24 protein-coding genes and 1 tRNA gene are annotated in these 20,962 nt (G+C 37.3%); 14 read left to right on the top strand and 11 right to left on the bottom strand.

The features are described from left to right. The first annotated feature begins 216 nt into the window (after window positions 1-216). The 3 genes from PL_RS25485 (at window position 217) to PL_RS25475 (ending at window position 2,826) form a co-directional block, all read left to right on the top strand. Window positions 217-1,626, top strand: coding sequence for a DNA/RNA non-specific endonuclease (locus PL_RS25485; RefSeq protein WP_041880595.1), 1,410 nt, complete (start codon window positions 217-219; stop codon window positions 1,624-1,626). A 110-nt stretch (window positions 1,627-1,736) separates the two neighbouring features. Continuing rightward, window positions 1,737-2,573: a bifunctional hydroxymethylpyrimidine kinase/phosphomethylpyrimidine kinase gene (gene thiD / locus PL_RS25480; RefSeq protein ID WP_041880596.1), complete on the top strand. Its 837-nt coding sequence runs from the start codon at window positions 1,737-1,739 to the stop codon at window positions 2,571-2,573. 19 nt (window positions 2,574-2,592) lie between these two features. After that, complete coding sequence (locus tag PL_RS25475) at window positions 2,593-2,826, top strand: hypothetical protein (RefSeq protein ID WP_041880598.1); 234 nt, start codon at window positions 2,593-2,595, stop codon at window positions 2,824-2,826. On the opposite strand, the gene PL_RS25470 is transcribed toward PL_RS25475, so the two are convergent. Next, window positions 2,823-5,261, bottom strand: a complete 2,439-nt coding sequence (locus PL_RS25470; protein ID WP_041880601.1) for an AsmA-like C-terminal region-containing protein — start codon at window positions 5,259-5,261, stop codon at window positions 2,823-2,825. The two genes, PL_RS25475 and PL_RS25470, sit on opposite strands and share 4 nt — an antisense overlap. Window positions 5,262-5,362: 101 nt before the next feature. Here PL_RS25470 and PL_RS25465 point away from each other — a divergent pair, with 101 nt between their 5' ends. The 3 genes from PL_RS25465 to PL_RS25455 all read left to right on the top strand — a co-directional run bounded on the left by PL_RS25465 (window position 5,363) and on the right by PL_RS25455 (window position 7,464). Then, entirely contained in the window at window positions 5,363-6,283 is a 921-nt protein-coding gene (locus PL_RS25465; protein WP_041880603.1) for a hypothetical protein, read from the top strand. 94 nt (window positions 6,284-6,377) lie between these two features. Then, window positions 6,378-6,794 carry an Rrf2 family transcriptional regulator gene (locus PL_RS25460; RefSeq protein WP_041880605.1) on the top strand — a complete coding sequence of 139 codons (417 nt, stop codon included), beginning with the start codon at window positions 6,378-6,380 and terminating at the stop codon, window positions 6,792-6,794. A gap of 16 nt (window positions 6,795-6,810) precedes the next feature. Then, the gene (locus PL_RS25455) at window positions 6,811-7,464 is read left to right on the top strand and encodes an NAD(P)-dependent oxidoreductase (protein WP_041880606.1); all 654 of its coding nucleotides are present in this window, start codon (window positions 6,811-6,813) and stop codon (window positions 7,462-7,464) included. An 83-nt stretch (window positions 7,465-7,547) separates the two neighbouring features. On the opposite strand, the gene PL_RS25450 is transcribed toward PL_RS25455, so the two are convergent. Beyond that, complete coding sequence (locus tag PL_RS25450) at window positions 7,548-8,132, bottom strand: pentapeptide repeat-containing protein (protein ID WP_041880609.1); 585 nt, start codon at window positions 8,130-8,132, stop codon at window positions 7,548-7,550. Further along, entirely contained in the window at window positions 8,129-8,713 is a 585-nt protein-coding gene (locus PL_RS25445) for an outer membrane beta-barrel protein (protein WP_041880611.1), read from the bottom strand. The genes PL_RS25450 and PL_RS25445 overlap by 4 nt, the downstream gene beginning before the upstream one ends. A gap of 365 nt (window positions 8,714-9,078) precedes the next feature. On the opposite strand from PL_RS25445, the gene PL_RS25440 reads away from it, so the two are divergent. Further along, on the top strand, window positions 9,079-10,227 hold the full coding sequence (locus tag PL_RS25440; protein ID WP_041880614.1) for a PepSY-associated TM helix domain-containing protein: 1,149 nt from the start codon (window positions 9,079-9,081) through the stop codon (window positions 10,225-10,227). Window positions 10,228-10,279: 52 nt separating this feature from the next. Beyond that, window positions 10,280-10,353: transfer RNA gene (locus PL_RS25435), tRNA-Asp, on the top strand. 120 nt (window positions 10,354-10,473) lie between these two features. Here the strand turns inward: PL_RS25435 and PL_RS25430 are convergent. Further along, window positions 10,474-11,607: an acyltransferase family protein gene (locus PL_RS25430; protein ID WP_200890712.1), complete on the bottom strand. Its 1,134-nt coding sequence runs from the start codon at window positions 11,605-11,607 to the stop codon at window positions 10,474-10,476. A gap of 309 nt (window positions 11,608-11,916) precedes the next feature. On the opposite strand from PL_RS25430, the gene PL_RS25425 reads away from it, so the two are divergent. Then, window positions 11,917-12,897, top strand: coding sequence for a sensor histidine kinase (locus PL_RS25425; RefSeq protein WP_160292087.1), 981 nt, complete (start codon window positions 11,917-11,919; stop codon window positions 12,895-12,897). Continuing rightward, the gene (locus PL_RS25420) at window positions 12,894-13,589 is read left to right on the top strand and encodes a LytR/AlgR family response regulator transcription factor (RefSeq protein WP_041880615.1); all 696 of its coding nucleotides are present in this window, start codon (window positions 12,894-12,896) and stop codon (window positions 13,587-13,589) included. Before PL_RS25425 ends, PL_RS25420 begins: the two co-directional genes overlap by 4 nt. A 169-nt stretch (window positions 13,590-13,758) precedes the next feature. On the opposite strand, the gene PL_RS25415 is transcribed toward PL_RS25420, so the two are convergent. The 6 genes from PL_RS25415 to PL_RS25390 form a co-directional block, all read right to left on the bottom strand. Next, window positions 13,759-14,688 (bottom strand): 2-hydroxyacid dehydrogenase, encoded by a 930-nt coding sequence (locus tag PL_RS25415; protein ID WP_041880617.1) that lies wholly within the window; start codon window positions 14,686-14,688, stop codon window positions 13,759-13,761. 204 nt (window positions 14,689-14,892) lie between these two features. Beyond that, entirely contained in the window at window positions 14,893-15,279 is a 387-nt protein-coding gene (locus PL_RS25410) for a hypothetical protein (protein ID WP_041880618.1), read from the bottom strand. Between the two features lie 187 nt (window positions 15,280-15,466). Next, on the bottom strand, window positions 15,467-15,841 hold the full coding sequence (locus tag PL_RS25405; protein ID WP_152620286.1) for a hypothetical protein: 375 nt from the start codon (window positions 15,839-15,841) through the stop codon (window positions 15,467-15,469). Between the two features lie 84 nt (window positions 15,842-15,925). Continuing rightward, entirely contained in the window at window positions 15,926-16,312 is a 387-nt protein-coding gene (locus tag PL_RS25400) for a hypothetical protein (protein ID WP_152620287.1), read from the bottom strand. 34 nt (window positions 16,313-16,346) lie between these two features. Beyond that, complete coding sequence (locus PL_RS25395) at window positions 16,347-16,721, bottom strand: hypothetical protein (protein ID WP_041880624.1); 375 nt, start codon at window positions 16,719-16,721, stop codon at window positions 16,347-16,349. Between the two features lie 66 nt (window positions 16,722-16,787). Beyond that, window positions 16,788-17,174 (bottom strand): hypothetical protein, encoded by a 387-nt coding sequence (locus PL_RS25390; RefSeq protein WP_152620288.1) that lies wholly within the window; start codon window positions 17,172-17,174, stop codon window positions 16,788-16,790. Between the two features lie 682 nt (window positions 17,175-17,856). Between PL_RS25390 and PL_RS25385 the strand changes: the two genes are divergently transcribed. From PL_RS25385 to PL_RS25370, 4 genes are all read left to right on the top strand, one after another. Further along, the gene (locus tag PL_RS25385) at window positions 17,857-18,045 is read left to right on the top strand and encodes a hypothetical protein (protein WP_041880628.1); all 189 of its coding nucleotides are present in this window, start codon (window positions 17,857-17,859) and stop codon (window positions 18,043-18,045) included. A 69-nt stretch (window positions 18,046-18,114) separates the two neighbouring features. Next, complete coding sequence (locus PL_RS25380; protein ID WP_052496189.1) at window positions 18,115-18,693, top strand: DUF892 family protein; 579 nt, start codon at window positions 18,115-18,117, stop codon at window positions 18,691-18,693. 27 nt (window positions 18,694-18,720) lie between these two features. Further along, window positions 18,721-18,909: a hypothetical protein gene (locus tag PL_RS25375; RefSeq protein WP_041880630.1), complete on the top strand. Its 189-nt coding sequence runs from the start codon at window positions 18,721-18,723 to the stop codon at window positions 18,907-18,909. A gap of 2 nt (window positions 18,910-18,911) precedes the next feature. Further along, window positions 18,912-19,352: an Hsp20/alpha crystallin family protein gene (locus PL_RS25370; protein WP_041880695.1), complete on the top strand. Its 441-nt coding sequence runs from the start codon at window positions 18,912-18,914 to the stop codon at window positions 19,350-19,352. A gap of 88 nt (window positions 19,353-19,440) precedes the next feature. Here PL_RS25370 and PL_RS25365 read toward each other — a convergent pair whose 3' ends face one another. Further along, complete coding sequence (locus PL_RS25365; RefSeq protein WP_041880632.1) at window positions 19,441-20,823, bottom strand: sulfatase-like hydrolase/transferase; 1,383 nt, start codon at window positions 20,821-20,823, stop codon at window positions 19,441-19,443. Window positions 20,824-20,962: the final 139 nt, after the last annotated feature.

Raw genomic sequence — 20,962 nt, 5'->3', positions numbered from 1 at the left:
AGCATTGGTAAATTATGCCTCTAACTCTTTAACAAAAAAACGACCAGAAATTATTTTGTTGAACTTTCAAATGATACTATCTGTTCCTCCTTTATTAACTATTGCCCTGTATAACAGCTAAAACAGTTTTTCGTTTGAAAATAAACTATAATTTAATACCTTATTAATATTAATAAGTCATATTTGAAACCCAAAACAATCACCAAATTTTATAATATGATTTTTAGAAGATTACTTATTTACAGCAGTCTTGCCCTGGTTTTAGCTGGCTGTTCAAAGAAAACTACAGAAGACACCATTATTACTGACCCGATCGTTCCACCGGCAGTATATTCAATAAATGAAGGATTTGAAAGTTCAAATAAAGCACCTTACGCTGTTGGAAATATCACTTCTCCAACAGGAAGCTGGACCTTAGACGACGCACTTGTAGGTGCTACGGATGCAGATTTAAAAAATGGAACCAGGAGTATCCGGCTAAGAACAGGAAAAGTATCTATGAACTTTGATATAAAAGGCATGACCATGCTGTATATCAAACATGGTAAATACGGAAAAGATGCAGCATCTGCCTGGCAGCTGATGATCTCTACTGACGCTGGTGTAACCTATACACAGGTGGGTACAGATGTTGTTGAGGATAATGCAGTTTTAAAACTGGATTCATTTAAGGTAACTGCCACTACACCTGTTCGTTTCCAGATCAAAAAATCAGGCACAGCAAGGATAAACATTGATGATATTACTTTTAAAGGAACAGGTGATTCAGGTATTATTATCGGTACACCGGATACCAATCCTGTAGATACAGCAAACAACATAACAGCTGCACCTCCTCGTGGTATCACAGTTGGTACGGATGCACAACCGGCATCTGGTGATAACAGCAATTTATTATTTGGTAACCCTTCTAATGCAACTATGGTTTCTGCAGATAACTTCCTGATCAATCAGTCTTATTATGTAGAATCTTATAACAGCACTAAAGGTACACCAAACTGGGTAAGCTGGCATCTGGATGTCAATGACTTCAATGGTACATCACCAAGACTAGACAACTTTGCCGGATTTACAGGCCTTCCTTCAGGTGCTTTTCAGGTTCAGAGCAATACTTATGTAGGTTCTGGATTTGATCGTGGTCATAATATCCCTTCAGCGGACCGTACAAGCTCTTCCAATGCAAACAGTGCTACTTTTCTGATGTCAAATATGATTCCTCAGGCTCCGCTTAATAATCAGAAAACCTGGGCTAACATGGAAAACTACCTGCGTACGCTGGCTTCACAGGGAAATGAGGTTTATATTATTATGGGTAGTTATGGTTCAGGTGGTGTAGGCAGCAAAGGACTGGCAAGTACGATTGCTAATGGTAAGGTAACCGTTCCTTCTAATGTATGGAAAATAGCAGTAGTTATTCCTGCTGGTAATGGTGATCTGGACAGGGTTACTGCAACAACAAGAGTAATCGCGGTGGATACTCCGAATATTCAGGATATCAAAGAAGACTGGAAAAATTACCGTGTTTCTGTAAGACAAATTGAAAAAGCAACCGGTTATGATTTATTATCATCATTACCAAAGAATATTCAGGACGCAATTGAAACCACAGTAGACAAAGCGAACTAGCTCTTTTGTATTGATATTAATGTATATATTGATAATTTTAACCAGAATTACATTTCTTAAAATTATTCAATGACTGCAATTATTCAATTCTTATTAAGATCCGGCGAAAAATGGTAAGTAAGAAGCGTAAATATGTATACCCTTCTGTACTTACCATTGCAGGGTCTGACAGTGGTGGCGGCGCAGGTATCCAGGCCGATCTGAAAACAATTTCAGCTCTGGGCTGCTACGGAACTTCTGCAATCACAGTAGTTACTGCTCAAAACACGCTTGGCGTAACCAACCTGCACTATTTACCTCCTGCTATAGTTAAAGATCAGATCACAGCTGTACTGGATGATATCAAAACGCACGCGATCAAAATCGGCATGATCGGTAAATCAGAATTATTACAGACTATCGCTGATGTTTTGAGTTTATACCCGGAAATCCCGGTCATCCTTGATCCGGTTATGGTGGCAACCAGCGGACGTCAGTTAACTGACGAAAACACCATTAATCTGATGAAAATGCTATTATTTCCTGTGACTACCCTGGTAACACCAAATCTGAATGAGGCATCTGTTTTAGCAGAAACCGGGATCTCTACAGTTGAGCAGATGAAAACCGCAGCACAAAAAATCCTGAGTTTTGGCAGTTATGCGGTGTTAATCAAAGGCGGACATTTAACAGGCAGTAAACTTTATGATGTATATCTGGATAAAACCGGCAGGGAGTTTATCTATGAAAACGATGCTATTCTGAGTCAGAATACCCATGGTACAGGCTGTACTTTATCATCGGCTATAGCTTCATTCCTGGCCAGAGGTTTTGACTTGCCAGCTGCTATAGAAAATGCAGAGTTTTATGTTAACCAGGCTATCAGTCACGGTGTTGATAGCACAACCGGAAAAGGGAAAGGTCCTTTAAATCATTTTTATGCTCCCGTTCCATTAATCAGGAACTGAAAATCAATATATTTGGCCCATGGCAGATTTAAAAACAGAGTTTTCAGTAGAATTTGAAGGTGAAACCATTCCTGTGATCATCACTGAAATTGAAAATGATGAAGATTCAATTTTCATGGTTAACATTCCGGGGCATCAGGGCTTTGAAATCTTTCTTTCAGAAGATGACATGTGGGTAACCAACGACGAGGTAGCTGTCGATGAGGACTTTATATTTCTGATAGGAGATAAATTTGAAAGTCTGCAGCCTTAGCTTTCCTTATCTTTTTTTCCTACAAGCTTAAATTTAATCTTACCGTCCTCCCCATCTGTGGCCAGGACATGAATGACAATACCTTTCATTCTCCTTTCTTTTATTTCCTGCTTATCGGTAATATCCTCATCTTTTTTCGGGTTTCTCAGGGGTACATCAAGCAGTATATTGGTTCCTTTTCCTGTAGTTGCGTAAACACCCGCTAAATCCATATTCAGTACACTCGAATTAATCATCATCGGCCTGATAGTAACCAGCCGGCCATTAATATCAAATTTACCGTTAAGATTATCAAAAGTAATATTATCAAGATTTCTGAACGGGAAAGCAAACCTGCCTATATTTTTCACCGCATCAAAACTAACGAGTGCCCCTTTTTTAATCACGAAACTAACATTCCCGTTCATAGAACCCGGAATAAGTTTGCCCGCACCATTAACACTACCGGTCACATTTGTTCTGGCCGAAAAATTACCTCTCAGATTTTTAGAGGTAGGACTTTGCAGTCCGAAGTTCTCAAATGAATAAAAGAAGTCTCTGATATTTACATTGGAAACAACTGTATTGAGTGCAAAACTATTTAGACGGCCATTCTGCTTTAACTTTCCATCTAATTTAATAGCTCCTCCCCCATGTTTCAGACTGACATTTTTTAAACTCAGACCATTATGAGACAGAAAAATATCTGCCGTTGCATTTGTTCCTGTAAACCTGCTGTAATGTACTTTATCAACTCTTAAATTGATTTCAGCACTTCCTTTATCCAGTATGGTGTTGATCTGTGTGGCAAAGCTGTTACTCTTGCTTTTGGATTTAACCGGAGGGCTGCTTTTTCTGTCCCCCAGAAAACCCAGAAACTCACCCAGATAGATTTCCGGGCTGTGCATCTTCCAGTTTACCAGAATTTTCTCAGGATCATTATAATAAAGATTGAGGAAATTCTTAATACTTCCGTCCATATATACAACACTCTTGCCGCTTTGTAGTCTGATGTCTCTGATCAGTAAATCAGGACCTTTAAAGTCCAGCATAATGGATGTATTCTTAAAGTCAACTCCTCTGGGAACATAACTTACATCAGCATTTTTCACACTGATCAATCCGGCCAGCATAGGTTTATTGAATCTGAAATCTACAATATCAGCACTGTACTGTAACTTTAAATCGGCTGTACCTTTGGTAAAATTCAACACATCTTTACCCAGAACGTTACTCAGTTTAGCAACGTCAAACCTGGATTTAAAAATACCGGTAGCAACAGGTTTATCCAGATTATGAATAAACACTGTATCTGCTGTAAAAGGGAGTTCTTTATAACTGCCTGAAAAATGATATAGTTTGATAGCTGAATTAGCATCTGTAAAGCCTTTTCCGTTAATGAAATTATTGGTATAAATGCCGGAGAAATTGCACTGCTCTACAATCCCGCCAAATCCGGTCAGTACATTATCATTTACCTTTGCTTTAACAAAAATAGATGGATCTCCGCCTGCACCCATATTACCTTCTATAACGGCCTTGGCATAAATTGGTTTATCCAGACTAAACATATCCAGCTTTGAGGTGATATTAGGAGCCAGCAGAGCTGATGCATTTTTCCATAAAATATGTGGTGCTTCTACACTGATAGAAAACTCAACAGGATCTTTTGATATTTTAAATTTTGCACCCAGGACAAAAGGGTCAGAACCGATATTCAGTACATTGGGTTTAACTTCAATCATACCGGCTTTTTCATTATAGGCGATATTCATTTTCCCTTCCAGCACTTTATCCTTGACGAAACTTCCTCTTTTGGTATTAAAAGCAAGGCTGCGTACTAAAGTCTTTAATTTAATATCAGCATTCCATCCTGATGACGGATAATCTACTTTACCATTAAAGTCCTGAATGGCAAATAAAAACAGCTTATTTCCTTTTCTGTTATCGAGTATAAAACGTACATCATTAAGTTCAAAACGTCTGATCTCAGCTGGTGTTGAGCTATCATCCTTTACCACAGGTGCTTTTTCAGGTTTCTTTTTGAAGACTGAAGTGTTGCTATAACCATTACTGTCAGTATACAAATAGACTTCAGCATCATTAATTGTCACTTTTCTGATTTCTATAGTTCCTTTTAGCAGGGCCATCGTATTTACTGCAATGTCAAAACCTGTTGCCGTAAGTAAAGAGTGATGATGTACATTCCATAAACTGTCTTTGATTTCTACCTTTTTTAATGCGACAGAAACATTCGGAAAACTCTTCAGAAAAGTAGGTTCCAGACTGCCAACGGTCAGACTGCCATTCAGATTTTTATTCAGCTGTTTTGTAATGGAAGCCTGTAATTCTTTTTTATGAGCACCGACATAAATAGCCAGACCTATGAAAATTACAATAATCAATAATATTAGCGAAGCGAGAATCTGAACTGAGCGTTTTAACCAAAGGGGCATAGATGATAATTTCGTAATAAACGTTTAAAATATAGAAATTGTTTAAAGGTAGTTTTGTTCTATTAAATTGATTATTTTTATACCGATAAATCCATACGACGATGAGCACCACAAAATCATTCCCTAAAAACGCTTTAAGGTTCATTTTTGGCTTAGGCTGCATTACTGCTGTTAGTTGTATTACCCCACAAAATTCCAATGCGCAGTCAACGGAAGTCACTAAGGTAACCTTTCAAAAGGATAAGTACAACCGGATCTTTATACCGGTAAAGATAGACAAAGACAGTATGTCCTTATTATTTGGCACTTATTCCAAACCTTTAAGACTTGCACCTTATTTTCAGAGCACCAGAGCATTGACACCCAGCTGGGATATACTTACGCTGACTGCTCCAAATGGTAAACCACATGACAGGCTGCTTTTCTATTCTCCAAAAATCACTGTCGGGAATCTTAAATTCAGAAGTGAGCAGGCTATTGTTAATTACGCTTTCCCTGATTCTTTGATTACCGGATCTACAGGAACTGAAATGGTTTACAGATATAACTGGAAAATCAACAACGATCATAATGAGATTTCGATCTCTAAACTTCCTTTTACACCAGCTGAGGCATTTACGACTATCAATTATAAGAATGACTCCTATCCTAAAGTAGCCGTCGAGATTGAAGGAGTTAAAACATTCTTCGCACTGGACTTTGGTTCAGGAGCCTGTTTTCAGCTCAACTCCAGATCTGATTTAGGCCGTCGGTTAATTGCCACATATAAACTGAAACCAGTTAAAAGAATTATATCTGATATCCATGCAAGGAAATTAGCGGATACAATTTATGAAGTAAAAATCCCTTCCCTGTTATTTAACGGAATTGAGTTAACTCAGCAAAAAGTTCAGTTAAGCTCAGCTTTCCCTCAGAACATAGTCGGGACAGGGTTCCTGGGCGACTATAATGTTATCCTTAATAATTCCAGAAAACGTAAAATTGGTAACACGGTTATCTTAGAAAAGAGACTTGCCAAATAGACCTTCTATTTTCATTTTTACACAAACAAGACATAGCAAATTCTTGTAAGTAATTCTTTTGCATACATTTGTACTGTAACAATTATCATTACAGATGAATAACGCAAAGTTCGCAACAGCAATTCACATACTTACCCTGCTTGATTTAAGTGAAGGTGAAAAGTTATCTTCAGAATGGATTGCAGGCAGCATTAACCTGAATCCTGCATTGGTTCGTAAAGAGATCAGTAACCTGCGTAAACTAGGATTCATATTCAGTAAAGAAGGTAACGGTGGCGGCTGTACACTCGCACGCCCCTCAGCAGATATTTTATTATCTGATATCTACAAAGCAGTTCGTCAGGCCCCCCTTCTTGGACGCACCAATACACCAAATCCTGCCTGTACAGTTGGCCGGCAGATTAATCAGCATCTTGACGAGCTTTATACTGAGGCTGAACTTTCACTGACCAGTAAGCTGGAAAAAAAGACATTAAGGGAATTTAGCAGAAAATTTCAGACAGAATTATAAAATAAATTAGAATCATATGAATATAGCATTAATTGGAGCTTCCGGATTTGTAGGCTCAGCAATACTAAAAGAAGCATTGAACAGAGGTCATGAAGTAACGGCAATTGTCAGAAACCCTGAAAAAATCACTTTACACCATGATCATCTGGTTATTGAAAAAGCTGATGTTCTTGATGCCGGTCAGGTAACGAAAGCAGTTACCGGAAAAGATGCTGTTATCAGCGCATATAATTCAGGATGGACTAATCCTGATATTTATGCAGATTTTATCAAAGGATCAAAATCTATCCAGGCTGGTATTAAGGCTTCGGATGTAAAAAGATATATCGTAATTGGTGGTGCAGGAAGTTTAGAGGTTGCTCCCGGAGTACAGGCTGTTGACACACCTGATTTTCCTGCTGCCTATAAACCAGGTGCAACTGCAGCAAGAGATTACCTGAACATTATTAAAGAAGAAAAAGATCTGGACTGGACTTTCTTCAGCCCTGCTTTTGAAATGGGACCTCATACTTCAGGAAAACGTAAAGGTACATACAGAACAAGCCTGGACACACCAGTATTCAATGCTGAAGGCAGAAGTATATTATCTGTTGAGGATTTAGCCGTTGCTATCATTGATGAGCTGGAAAACCCAAAACATATTAAACAACGTTTTACGGCAGGTTATTAATTAAAATAAAAATCCAGCAGTGTATGCACTTAAAAAAGATTGTCATTAGCCAATGACAGCATACACAGTTGGATTTTTATTTTTTAATCAACTATTTTTATACCCAGACTGTCCAAAAAGGAAATGGCAGCCGGAAGTTGAAAAACTGCTCCTTTAATTTTGTTGCCAGACGGATCAATCTGATAGTGCTGAGCTGCTTTGAAATTAGTCATCCTGAGATCAGTATCTGAAAAAGTCGATCCCATAAAATCCGTACCGCTTAAATCTGCACTGCTCAGATTACAGGAAGTAAAATCAACTTCTCTGGCCGTACAATTGATCAATTTTGTCTTTTTCAGATTCTTACCAAAAAAACTGGAATAACTTAGGATGCTGTTCTTTGCAACTATAGAAAAAGGATTCAGCGCATCATACCATAGTATACCAATAGCTTTGCAGCTTACCAGAGTAAGGTTATTGATAAAAGTATCTTTAAATTTGATTAATGAGATATCGCTATCTTCGAAAATACAATTATTAAAAGTACAGTCTTCAAATAAACATCCTTTGATTGTTGATTTATAAAAAGTACAGTTATCAAAATAACGGCCTGCAAGGTGTTTATCCTCATAGTTTATATTTTCAAAGCGTTTATTATAATGCGCTCTCTGTTCATCGGCATTACTCAAAACCTTACTCCTACTGAGAAAGTTACACCATGAGGATTCACCTCAAGGTCATTTGTACTCATGTGATAGCCTTTAAAACCTGCGGTAACATAAGGTGCAATATGTTTGGTTGCAGCATATCTCAATCCTAAACCACCATATACATAAAACCCGGTCTCATTTACGCGGGTAGTAATCAATGGCTGTTCATCAGTTGCCCTGTCATATTTAACAAATGAGATACCAAGAGAAGTTTCAGCAAAAGGCTCAAATTTTGATTTCGTTGGGATCTCATAGGTCAGATTTGCATATACAGGAAGTACTTTCATCTTATAAAGTACAAATCCGTTATCATGATGCTTTTCTGTAGTCGCATAAGCGATTCCTATTCCAGGTTTAAAACGTCCTTTAAAATTCCTGCTCACTTTCAGTGAAGGACCATTAAAGAAATTACTATGCGTTGAACGCAGGAATTCAAAAGCAGGTGAAAAGTTATATAAAGGTTCTTTATCTACAGTTTTAGTTCCTTCCTGTGCCTGTGCAGCAATTGAAAAACCGCATACCAGCAGGAATGCTAAGTTAAAAGTTCTGATTCGTTTCATATTATACCACAAATCTAATACATTTTGAAATGCAGAGATATATAATACCCGATTAAATTGTCTCTGATAGAGAGGATCTGTTTTCGCATAATTTTATATTATTAATTTTCAATCTGTTCCATTCCTTTTTAAAAGTATTATTGAGTTGAGCTAGTGTATCACTCTTTGGCTAAGCTCAAATCTAGATGTTCGCCTAATCAAAAATCTTATCATATCGTAAGAATTGAATATAAAATGATAGCATAAAAAGAGTTGATAAAATATTTGATGTTAAGATGAAAAAATTGTTGCTTTGCATAATCTTTAATCAGTCTAAATAATCAACATATTGACACTACCGGCCTTATCCCCGTTTATAAATTTCAATGACCAGATTTCGTAAAATAATAGGTCAGATACATCTCTGGCTTGGATTAATAACCGGGATAATTGTATTAATTGTAAGTATTACAGGTTGTCTGTTTGTTTTTCAGAAAGAAATATCAGACATCGTTCATCAGGAAACATTCTTTGTTAAACCTCCAGCATCGGTCGTTACATTACCTTACAGTACGCTTTTAAAGAAGGCAGAGCAGACACTGGGTAAAGATCATACGGTGAATTTCTCTACAACCTATAAGGATCCTGAACGCGCCTGGGAGTTTATGACCTATAAACCAGGTGATGAAAAAGCGCTTACTTATTTTGGAACTCTTGACTATTACGAGTCAGTTTTCATTAACCCCTATACCGGAACAGTTACGGGTAGATATGACTATAAATACGATTTTTTTAATATCGTAAAATTCATCCACTGGAGTTTATTGTTAAATGATACTTACGGACAACCCATAGTTGGTTATAGTACATTGATATTTGTCATCATGCTTATCACAGGTATGATCATGTGGTGGCCTAAAAAATGGAGTAAAACCAATATCAATAAAAGTTTTAAGATTAAATGGAACGCAGGATTTAAAAGGATAACCTATGACCTGCACAATGTTTCCGGATTTTATGTAATGCTGATTACCTTGGTATTAGCATTAACAGGCATGGTATTCGCATTAAAATGGTTTCAGACTACGGTTTACGTAGTTTCTTCCCGCTCAATCACGCAACCAGTAATCAAACAGGAGAAATCACATCCGGCTACTCCTGTATTCAGTCCGGTTGATCAAGCTTTTGAAACAGCAAAAAAACTGCTGCCAGCTTCGGATAGGATTGGCGTCTCTTCTGCTTCCGGTGCTGATGGAGTGATTTATATTTCCGGAATCATTGGTAAAGAAACATATTATCATGCTGATGCTTTACAATTTGATCAGTATTCAGGGAAGCTGCTTAACAGAAGAAATTACGAAGAACAAAATGCGGGCGAAAAGTTAATCGGTATGAATTATGATATTCATGTCGGGGCAATCCTGGGCTTACCAGGTAAGATCATAGCCTTTATAGCCAGTTTAGTTGCTGCCAGTCTTCCGGTAACGGGTTTTATGATCTGGCTGAACAGGAAAAAGAAAAAAAAGAAAAAATAGATTTGGTTTTGACTTTTTGTTTTCTATCTTTGCAGCCCCGCAAGGGAGAAACGGACCGGTAGTTCAGCTGGTTAGAATGCCGCCCTGTCACGGCGGAGGTCGCGGGTTCGAGTCCCGTCCGGTCCGCAAGTTTAATCTTGAATATATTAAAAAAGGCTTTTGTCAAATGACAAAAGCCTTTTTTAATATATATATTTTATGAAATATTCAATCCCTCTCAATAAATCAGAAGTAAAATCCCATCATCTAATGACCCATCCGTTTAAGTAAGATATTTCTGATTTTCATAAATGGTTTTTCGATTAGTATATTTAGTATATATGCTACTGATATAGTTGCAAACAGGCCAATCGTAAACATTACCCAACTATCTTTTTCCACAGAAAAATACCCGGACTGCTCTTGAGAAAGATGCAAAACTATTTTATGACAAAGATAAATGGCAAATGACAGGTCCGCAATTTTTCGCATAAAGCCAGATCTGAAATTATATAACAAACTACCCGGACAGATTGCTCCGAGCAGCAGCATGCCGTACCCCAAACTTATTAATGGAAAACCAAAAACAGAAGCAGAGAATGATTCTTCATTTTCACATAGATAATAAGCAGCTGTCAGAACCAGAACACTAATGATTAACAAACGATTCCCAAATGGCTCGATTCTGCTCCTGTACATTGGCATGAATTCAAATATTGCAGCAATTAGTATGCCGGTAATCAGACCATCTAACCTGCATAAGGTCAGATAATAAATCCATTTATACCAGTAGAATACAAAATCTTCTGTTCCTATAAAAGGACTTACAAAATTTGTCCAGGTATATAGACGGAAAATAAAGCCAGATAAAAACAAAATAAGCAACAGTGTAAATATTTTATCTATACGTTTGGAATAAACAAGTATCCAAAGCATCAAAGGGAATAATAAGTAAAACTGTTCTTCAATGCATAGAGACCATGCGTGAGAAAATGTGCCCTGACTACGTAGGTCAAGCCCTATATTTTGAGTGAATGTAAGATATTTCCATAGTGGTGCAAGCGCTTCCCGTTCTCTGAAAGACGGAAACAGGAAATAAAGCAACAATATAACAAGATAGACCGGAATGATCCTGAAAATACGTTTAGTATAAAAAACACGGAAATTAATTCCTTTTGTTAAAATCCCTTTAAACAGATGTGATGCAATCAGGTACCCACTTAACACAAAAAAAAGATCAACTCCTGTCCATCCAAATTTACCAATGGATATCAAAGGCTGTGGCGCATAAAAAAGCCTGCCATAATGAAAAATAAAGACGAAAATAATAGCGAAGGCTCTTAAATGATCAAGACCATGGAGCCTGTCGGTAATTGCAGGGAGTGTCATTACTTTTTTCATTGCTTATTTTTTAAGTATTCTACGAATGTATTTATCGAAATAAAATTAAAAGCGGGATGAAGACAGAAACAAACATCCAATGCCGGATATCATGATTTTACACATAAGCCTGTTGATACCTCTTTTTCTACTTTTTATCATTGAATCAGGTCTTTCGGTCTTTTTTGAGATTCTTACTCTTTCAATTTGGTACATTTGTTAGCAATGAATTTCCTAAATAACCTCTTTCTCTATTTTAAAGGACATCGCCTGCAAGCACATCTTTTTTTCTGGATAATCATTCTGCTGTTTTCAATTAGCAGGAACGATATGGGTAGCGAAGACTGGTCTTTCGGTTACACGCTGGTTAATGCCATAGCCTTGTTAATTACGCGAATTCCAGCAGCATACTTTTTAAGTTATGTAACTATCCCGCAGCTACTCTACACGAAAAAGTACTTTTTAACTATATTATTTTTTTTCATTTTTGCTTATTTGATCAGCGTGGCATCAAGGGTAATTATTATTTATGGAGCAGAGCCATTTCAGTTCGAACATCACATTGTTTGTTTTGAATGCCCTGAACAAGAATCTCTCATGGAGATCTCTACTGATCTTTATAAGTTATTTAAGGTATATTTTTATGAAAATTTCTCCATAGCATTCCTCTTTCTTGCACTGAAACTTTTACTCATGCAAAATGAAATCCAAAAGAAAACACTATCCCTGGAGAAGGATAAAGTAAAAAATGAACTTAAACAACTAAAGGCACAGTTAAACCCACATTTTCTATTTAATACGCTTAATAATATTTACGCTCTATCTTTAAAAAACTCGCCCAAAACATCAGATTCTATTGGTCGCTTATCAGCCATTCTGGATTACATTTTATATCGTGGCAATTCGATATCAGTACCAATTAAACAAGAAATTGACTTGCTTAAAGACTACATTGAGCTTGAAAAGCTCAGATATAATGACAGGCTAATACTCAATTTTAATACCCGCATTACCTCTAATGTTATGATTGCACCGCTAATATTAATCTCTCTGGTTGAAAATGCATTTAAGCATGGGGCAGGAAGTGCTATAGGAAATCCTGAAATTCATATCAGTATCGCATCAACAGAGCACTCTATTATGTTTGAAATAATTAATACCACCGGACACAATAAAACAAATAGTAAATTAGAAAAAATTGGCCTGGATAATATTTCAAAACAATTGGATCTCTTATATGGGAGTGACCATGTTTTAACAATAAAAAGAATGGAAAATCAATTTTTAGTAAAACTGGATATCAATTTATGAAGGTAAAATGCCTTTTAGTAGACGATGAACCACTGGCAATAGAGTTATTGGAAAGACATTTAGCACACTTCGACAATTTTGAAATAGTTGCCACTTGTTCAAATGCAATCGAAGCATTGTCTATATTATCAAACAACACTATAGATCTATTATTTTTGGATATTCAAATGCCCCAGCTTTCGGGGATCGATTTCTTAAAAACAATAAAAAAACCACCACAAACTATTTTTACTACAGCTTATCGGGAATTTGCACTCGAAAGCTATGATTTAGAGATTGTCGATTACCTTCTTAAACCCATTACTTTCGATCGGTTTTTCAAAGCGGTGGAACGTTATCTCAGACAAAAACACAAACCCGTTAATATTGCTGTAACCGCTCCGGAAGTACCTTTCATTATATTAAAATCTGGAATCAAAAATTATAAAATTAACGTTGCTGATATAGTATATATTGAAAGTATCAGAGATTATATTAAGGTCTTAACCACCGAAAGTGAATTGACAATTAAATATAAAATCAGTAATCTGGAAATTGAGCTACAAAATCAACGCTTTCTTCGCGTTCACCGTTCATTTATTGTTAATACAGAAAAGATAACCTCCTTTTCTCCATCCATCGTTGAGATAGGTAAAAAGCAATTCCCTATTGGGCCCATGTACAAGCAAAGTGTAGATGCAGCCTTAAGATAATTGCACTGTTTTGATTTCTTTCTCTCAAAACCAGGATTTTTGTATTGCATCTGTACAGGAGTTAACATCTGGATGTCAAAAACCTCCTAAGTATGGTCTGCAAAAGCTCTTCAAAAATTCTGGGGAGCTTTTTTGTTTTCAAATACGACTTAAATTTCCCCTTTCACAATCAATATCCTTTTTGTATCGAAACCAGGTTCCTCACCTCTTTTCCATCCTTCAGATTTCTATAATTTTGCACAACCTGATTGATTGCTGAGTTAATATTGGTCAGACTTGCAATATGTGGAGTAATGCCTATTTTTTTTTGCTCCCAGAAAGGATGGTCTTTCGGAAGAGGTTCTTCCCTGAAAACATCCAGTCTTGCAGCTGACAGATGTCCGGATGCAAGCAAATCCAACAAATCATCTTCAACTAAATGTTCACCGCGCGCTACATTAATAAGACCTGCACCTTTATTAAGCTTAAGAAGATTTTTTGTATTAAGTATATTCTCTGTTTCAGGAGTCAGTGGAAGAATATTAATAAGAATATCAGCTCCGGTAAGCGTCAGATCCAGTTGTTCATTGCCATAATAACAATTTACACCTTCTATCTCTTTCTTCGTTGCCGACCATCCCCTTACCGAAAACCCAAGAACAGACAGTTTCCGCGCCGTCGCTGCTCCGATTTTCCCCAGCCCCAATACAGCAATAGTTGTCTGACCGATAGTGCTATAAGACAGCTGTTCCCATCTTTTTTCTTCCTGATTACTTTCGTAAGTAGAAAAAGTCCTGATCATACTCATGCTACCTGCCAGCAAATATTCCCACATATCATTCGATAGATTTTCATCTACAATCCTTGCCAGAAGCATCGTTTCACGAAATGACTGTGTCCTTATCAGGTGATCGACAGCAGCACCGGCACTCTGTACCAGCCTCAGATTTGGAAATTCACTAAGTACTCCCGGGACTGGTTTCCAGCATATAGCTAAAAGTACAGATTGAGGATCAGGCACATTGGGATAAACAAACACCTTATCTTCTGGTAAAAATTTCTCAAGAGCCTCTGCCCACGGTTTAGGATCTTTATTGTTGAATATAATAACTATGCTCATGCGATTTCGAATATGGCCTTCGATACGAAGATATATTTTATTATCTGGAATCAGTTATTCACGGCGTTCCCCTTTCATAAGTAAAGAAGCCTGCTATCATATGATAACAGGCTTCTTTTTTATCAGTAATAAACAGGTCTTCAGAAGACATCTTTGTTAAAACCAGCATAAGAAAATACTGGAAATAATTTATAGAACCCTATTTTAACTTCCTATTCTAACAAGATAAAGGTTAACTTCTCCAAAATCATAATGAGTTTGCGTAATCACCCATGTTTTGTTCATAGTGGGCACTTGAACGGTTACTCCAGTTATAACATCTCCCACACTTATATCTAATGTTGTCGATCCCTCCGCATCAATTATACCCCATTCACCAGTAGTTACATTTTGAATACTCGCCCATTTTAGCCATCCTCTAATACCATTAATCCAAATACAAGACCTGACTTTCATAGGTTTACTAACCCTCATGGGTATGGCTACAGTTTCATTTTTTCTTTCTTTGAGTAGATTTCCAACTGTTACCGGACTGGCATTTGTTAAAAATGCTGAAATAATTAAGAGGCTAAAAATAGATAGTGTTTTCATTCTTTGAAATTTACAGATAAATAATTGTTAACTAAACATTCATCCAAACAAAAGTTTGCTATCAGAAGACAGCAGGCTTCCGGAATAGTCATCTTAAAAGACTAATTCTTAAAACGATCAGACAATAAGCTAAGTTTATTGTCTGATCGTTTTACCACCTTCCATCCTGCTTAAGATGATGTTGCTTTTAGATTTGGGCTCTTACTATAACCTGATATTGAGCCTGAGCATATATTTCAGGTGTTACAACTACGTTCAGATTATTGTTTATACCCTTGGGATCATATGAACCTACAACATCTCCGACATTTACATTTAGCACTGCATCTCCTGCTGCATTTGCAACTGCCGTTTGCCCTGTTGTTTCATTTTTAAAAATTGCACCGGCAACCGGAATTCTGTGCCCCTTAAATGTCATCACTGCTCTCCAGATCTGAGTCTTGCTGACTCTTGCCGAAACTGTTAAAACTTCATTTTTTGCACCGCTTTTAACTCTTACGGATTCGGCGGTCGCTAAAAATACCGGAATAGTCATTAGGGTAAAAATAGATAGTGTTTTCATGTTATTAAGTTGTTTTTATAAGTAGATGATTAATTGTTCAGATTGTAGCTAATTTCAAGCCGGCACAACATGATATTTCCGGCCTTATCGAACCCAGAGGCTACCACTTCCGCGCTCATAATAATCTGCAGTAATAGTAAGATTACCCTTAAGCTGTCTGCCATCCTGATAATTATATTCCCCGCTTACGACATCTCCAATGTTTACATTGATCAGCAGAGGCGAAGATCCGTCACCCCCAACAATCTCTCCGGTATTCAGATTTTTAAGCACTCCGCCTGGTAATGGCATTCCTGTAGGAAGACTGGAAAGCCTGCGCATAAGAACCAATCTTATCGCCTTACTGTACCTCACTGGTACAGCAGCAACTTCATTCATTCTTTCTTTTACTGGATTCGCTAATTTGCGTGGTACAGCACTGGTTAAAACTGCTGAGAGAATTAAGAGACTAAAAACTGATAGTGTTTTCATGTTTTTCATTTATAGGTAAATAAGGTATTATGTTTTACGGTCTGTTATAAACGTAGATATTAGAGCGCCCCCGATCATAAGCTTGCTGAGTAACCTCCAATCTGTTTTTATAACCATTTGGAGCCAATGCATTAATGATATCCCCTACAGCTGTATCCAGTACTGCATTTCCTGATCCGTCAGTGACAACTACCTGACCAGTAGTTTCATTGTGAAGCGTTACATTAGCAACCGGAAGTATAACAGGCCCGATTAAACGTACTGACTGCCACGGCATTGGTTTACTGATTCTCTGTACAGCTACAACTTTATTTACTTTTTCTTTTACCGGATTTTCAACTGCAACCGGTTTAGCATTTGTTAAAGCCGCCGAAATAACCAGCGGCAGCAAAATAGATAGTGTTTTCATGTTTTTAATTTGTTTTTATAAGTAGATGATTGTAAACAGCATAAATCCAGAAAAAGATAACAGGCATTAACGAACCCAGAGATTACCACTGCCACGCTCGTAATATGCTTCTGTAATCACGACATACCCCTTTAACTTTCTGCCATCTGCATAATAAGGAACTTCCGCACTGATGACATCGCCTATACTTGCATTTATTGCGATCCGCGATCCACTTCCTCCTGCAATTTCTCCTGTATTTTCATTTTTAAGCCATCCCCCGGATACCGGAACTCCCAGTGGAGAAGTAGACGAACTGCGCACAACAACCAATGACATTGTTTTACTTAATCTCACCGGTGCTACCGCAACCTCATTGACTCTTTCTTTTACCGGATTTCCAAATTTCAACGGCTTGGCATTGGCTAAAGTCGCTGAAACAATCAGGCAACTAAACATAGATAGTGTTTTCATTTTTTTTGATTTATAATTAATAAGTAGACGATTAATTGCAAACTATAAACAAATGTGAACAAGTATTAAAACACAGATAAAATTCATATATTTCAATATGCAACAGCATGTTACGTAAATGTAAAACAAATATTTTTGTTTTACATTAATTAATTTTAATAAAAAAGTTAATTTATTCATAAAAAAACAAACATTATCATTTAATAGATTCAATCTATGTAATTATATTTTTAATAAAAACACAAAAATACTTTATAAGGAAAAATTACGATAAACATTTTATAAAAACTGAACATATCAAAACTAAGTAAGATAAAATTGCATCGCCGTTAAACCATTTCCTTTGATCATTGTTTTAGCCCTCAATAAATTTAAACCATGAAAAGAAAAAGGAATTTTATTGTTTCCGGGATTTTAATTTTGATTGCAGGCTTATTCGCCCACGTTGCTGCAATAAATTTCCTGGACACATTCGGCATTTTCGCGATCATTATGGGCGCAATTTTATTTATTGTGGGCACAATTGTTTTCGCTCTCAATTTCAGGGAATAATCAAATCCAATTCCGGGAGACGGTTAAATCAGCTCATTCCATTTAGGGAAACAACTGAATTATTTTTATGACAAACCATTTATAAAAGAGCTTGTTATAGCCAAAAAATCAAACCATAATTTATCAGATTATGAAAACAAAAATCAAAGCAAAAGACAAATTTGACCCGATCAAAACCTATTCTTATCGCAAACGCGGATACTATTTTCACGCAGACGAAGATTTTAGAGAAGATTGGAACTGGGGTAAACCCAAATCAGAAGAGCTGCATAAAAACCATCTTCCCAGGAAAAAAACTCCTGACAGTTTTATTTCTTAGAGATTACTAACCTTATATAGCCCGCAACAAAACAATCTATCAAACAAATGAGCAATTAATTTAAACATTATGACTACTGCATTCTCACCCGGTATTGATCCGCTAACAGGATTACCAGATAGCTATACTGATCATTCCATCTCACGGGAACAATCAGATAAAACAAAAAAAACGACCCAGTTTCATCAGCTCTTTGTTGAAGAATTGCAGGATATGCTGTGGGCTGATGAACATTTATTAAAATTACTCAGGGAGCTGGAAAAAGCAGCTGAAAATAGCTCGCTAAAAACAATGCTTAACAAGCATCTCACTCAAACTGTAATTCATGTGCAAAGACTCAGAGAGATGTTTGAAAAACTAAAACAGCAACCCAAACTGGAAAAATGCCAGGGTATGGCCGGATTAATCGCTGAAGCCGAATTACTGGTTGAACATACCGACAGGAACCCATTGGTCAGAGATGCTGCTATCATCATGGCCATGCAAAAAATAAATCAATATGAAATGGCCAGCTATGAAACTATGGTCACATTTGCAGAACAATGGGGCCACTTCTCCATCAAAGAGTTATTACTGGCCACACTTAAAGAAAAATGGCAGACGGATACAGAACTCGCAAATATTGCTGTTATAGTCATGGCTCCTTAATTATGTTCATAATTAATCGTGATGATCATGGAAAAGAAAAGAAAAAACATAAAAGAAAGTGACACTGACAAAGCTCTTGCAAAAGCAGGACGCACAAGACCGGAAAGACCAGCAACAGATCTGCCACTTGCCGAAAAAGATGAAGTAAAACAGGCAGAAGAAAAATTGCGGAAACGAACAAATAATAAGTTATCAAATAATAAAAAGGAGGAATGAATATGACCTTAATAAAATTCAATGAAAAAAGAGACAAAGACGTATTAAACCCGGGGTTTAATACCATCTTCGAATCATTCTTTAATGATTCATTTATTTCAGACCGGATGACTTCAAGAGTACCAGCAGTGAATATCTGTGAAACAGATGACCATTATCATATAGAACTGGCTGCCCCTGGTCTGAAAAAAGAAGACTTCAAGATCAGTCAGGAAGGGAATATGCTGAACATATCAGTCGAGAAAAAAACAGAGCAAACAGAGGACAATAAAAAGTATAACCGCAGGGAATACAGCTATAGTTCATTTGTACGTTCTTTCTCACTACCGGAATCTGCTGATGACGGAAATATCGAAGCAGCATATACAGATGGCGTATTGAAAATCGACGTAGCAAAAAAAGAAGAGGCAAAAATGCTGAGCCGGGAAATAACTATAAAATAACAGGTGAAATAGTTATCAGATAAGAGCTGCTCTTATTAACCTATCTCCATCAGACTATAATTAGGAGATAGGTTGATTCCCCTGTCCCCTAATTCTCTGTATGACCAGGATATTTATCAAACAGAATTTTCATTTCCCTCGCTATTTCAGGGTTTTCTTCAATGACATTACTTCTCTCGCCCGGATCATAGGAAAGATTGAATAATTCGATTCTATCTTCTACTGTTTTCTCTGATATCCCATTGGTGGATTTCCCTCCTTTAACTTCCCTGTATTTCCAGCTATCTTTTCTTACAGCTTCACAGATTCCACTGTTAACGATGTAAATTTCCCGATGGGCAGGATGTTTAGCTCCCTTTTGCAATAAAACATCCGCAATAACCTGTCCGTCGAGCGTACGGCCAGCCGGCAAAGGCGCACCGGACCATTTGGCTAAAGTAGGTAGCACATCAACGTTACTCATCATACTGGTAACCGTTGCCCCTACAGGAGTATGATTTTTCCAGTAGACAATAAAAGGTTCACGAATCCCCCCTTCATAACTCTGCCCCTTACTGCCGCGAAAAACACCAGCAGTTCCTGCATGCCAGCGTTTGGTAGCCCCATCAGCAGACATCCGGTCCGGGAAGTCTATCCACGGCCCGTTATCACTGGAAAACATAAAAATGGTATTATCGGCCAGCCCCTGTTTCTCTACTTCGGCCCAGACCTCAGCAAGACTTGCATCCAGCTCAGTAACCACATCACCAAGCGGCCCTCCTTCAGAAAGACCTTTATGCTTAGCAGGAGAACCAAATGCTACAGGTAAATGCGGCATATTATGAGCCAGATATAAGAAAAACGGCTTATCTTTTTTCTGTTTACTGATATATTTTACAGCTTCATTCTTATACAATTCTGTAAGAGATGAATCCGCTGGCCTGACTACCTCTGCTTTACGGTTTCTGAATATTTTCAAGGTAGTATCCGTTTTTACATAAGGCGCATGATAATCATGACTGTACAACATCCCATAATAAGAATCAAACCCCTGAGCATTAGGATGATTATAGAGCTCATGATCGCCAAGATGCCATTTGCCGATCATTGCCGTATTATACCCAACCTTTTTCAGCATTTCTGCAATCGTAACCTCCTGATCGTGCAATCCCTGAGATGATCCCGGGCCAATTACTACAGGTAAATCCATCCTCGTCGCATATCTTCCTGTAAGCAAAGAAGCTCTGGAAGGTGTACAAGACGGACTGGTAACCACATAATTTGTAGCCTTTACCCCTTTTTGAGCCATTTTATCAAGAAAAGGAGTCATGATCACCGGGTTACCATAACAACTCAGGTCGGAATACCCCATATCATCAGCCAGTACAAAAATAATATTGGGCCGCTGCTGTCCCTGTGCATAAATCTGCAGCGAAAAGAAAAGAGAAAAACAAATAAGAGTATAACTGACAGCGCGGATTTTATATTTCATATCAGAATCGGATTATATAGCATGTACTAATATAGCATTATAACATGAGCTGTCTTAATCACCCCCTTAAATTGCCTTATTTACCCCCGCATTCTTTAAACAAAAGACCATAAATTTAACTAACAAAATTAAATTCAAA

The organism is Pedobacter lusitanus, from assembly GCF_040026395.1.
In the GTDB taxonomy this organism is placed as follows: domain Bacteria; phylum Bacteroidota; class Bacteroidia; order Sphingobacteriales; family Sphingobacteriaceae; genus Pedobacter; species Pedobacter lusitanus.
The sequence above is the reverse complement of the archived record's forward strand: the minus strand, read 5'-3'. Positions and strand labels throughout refer to the sequence as shown.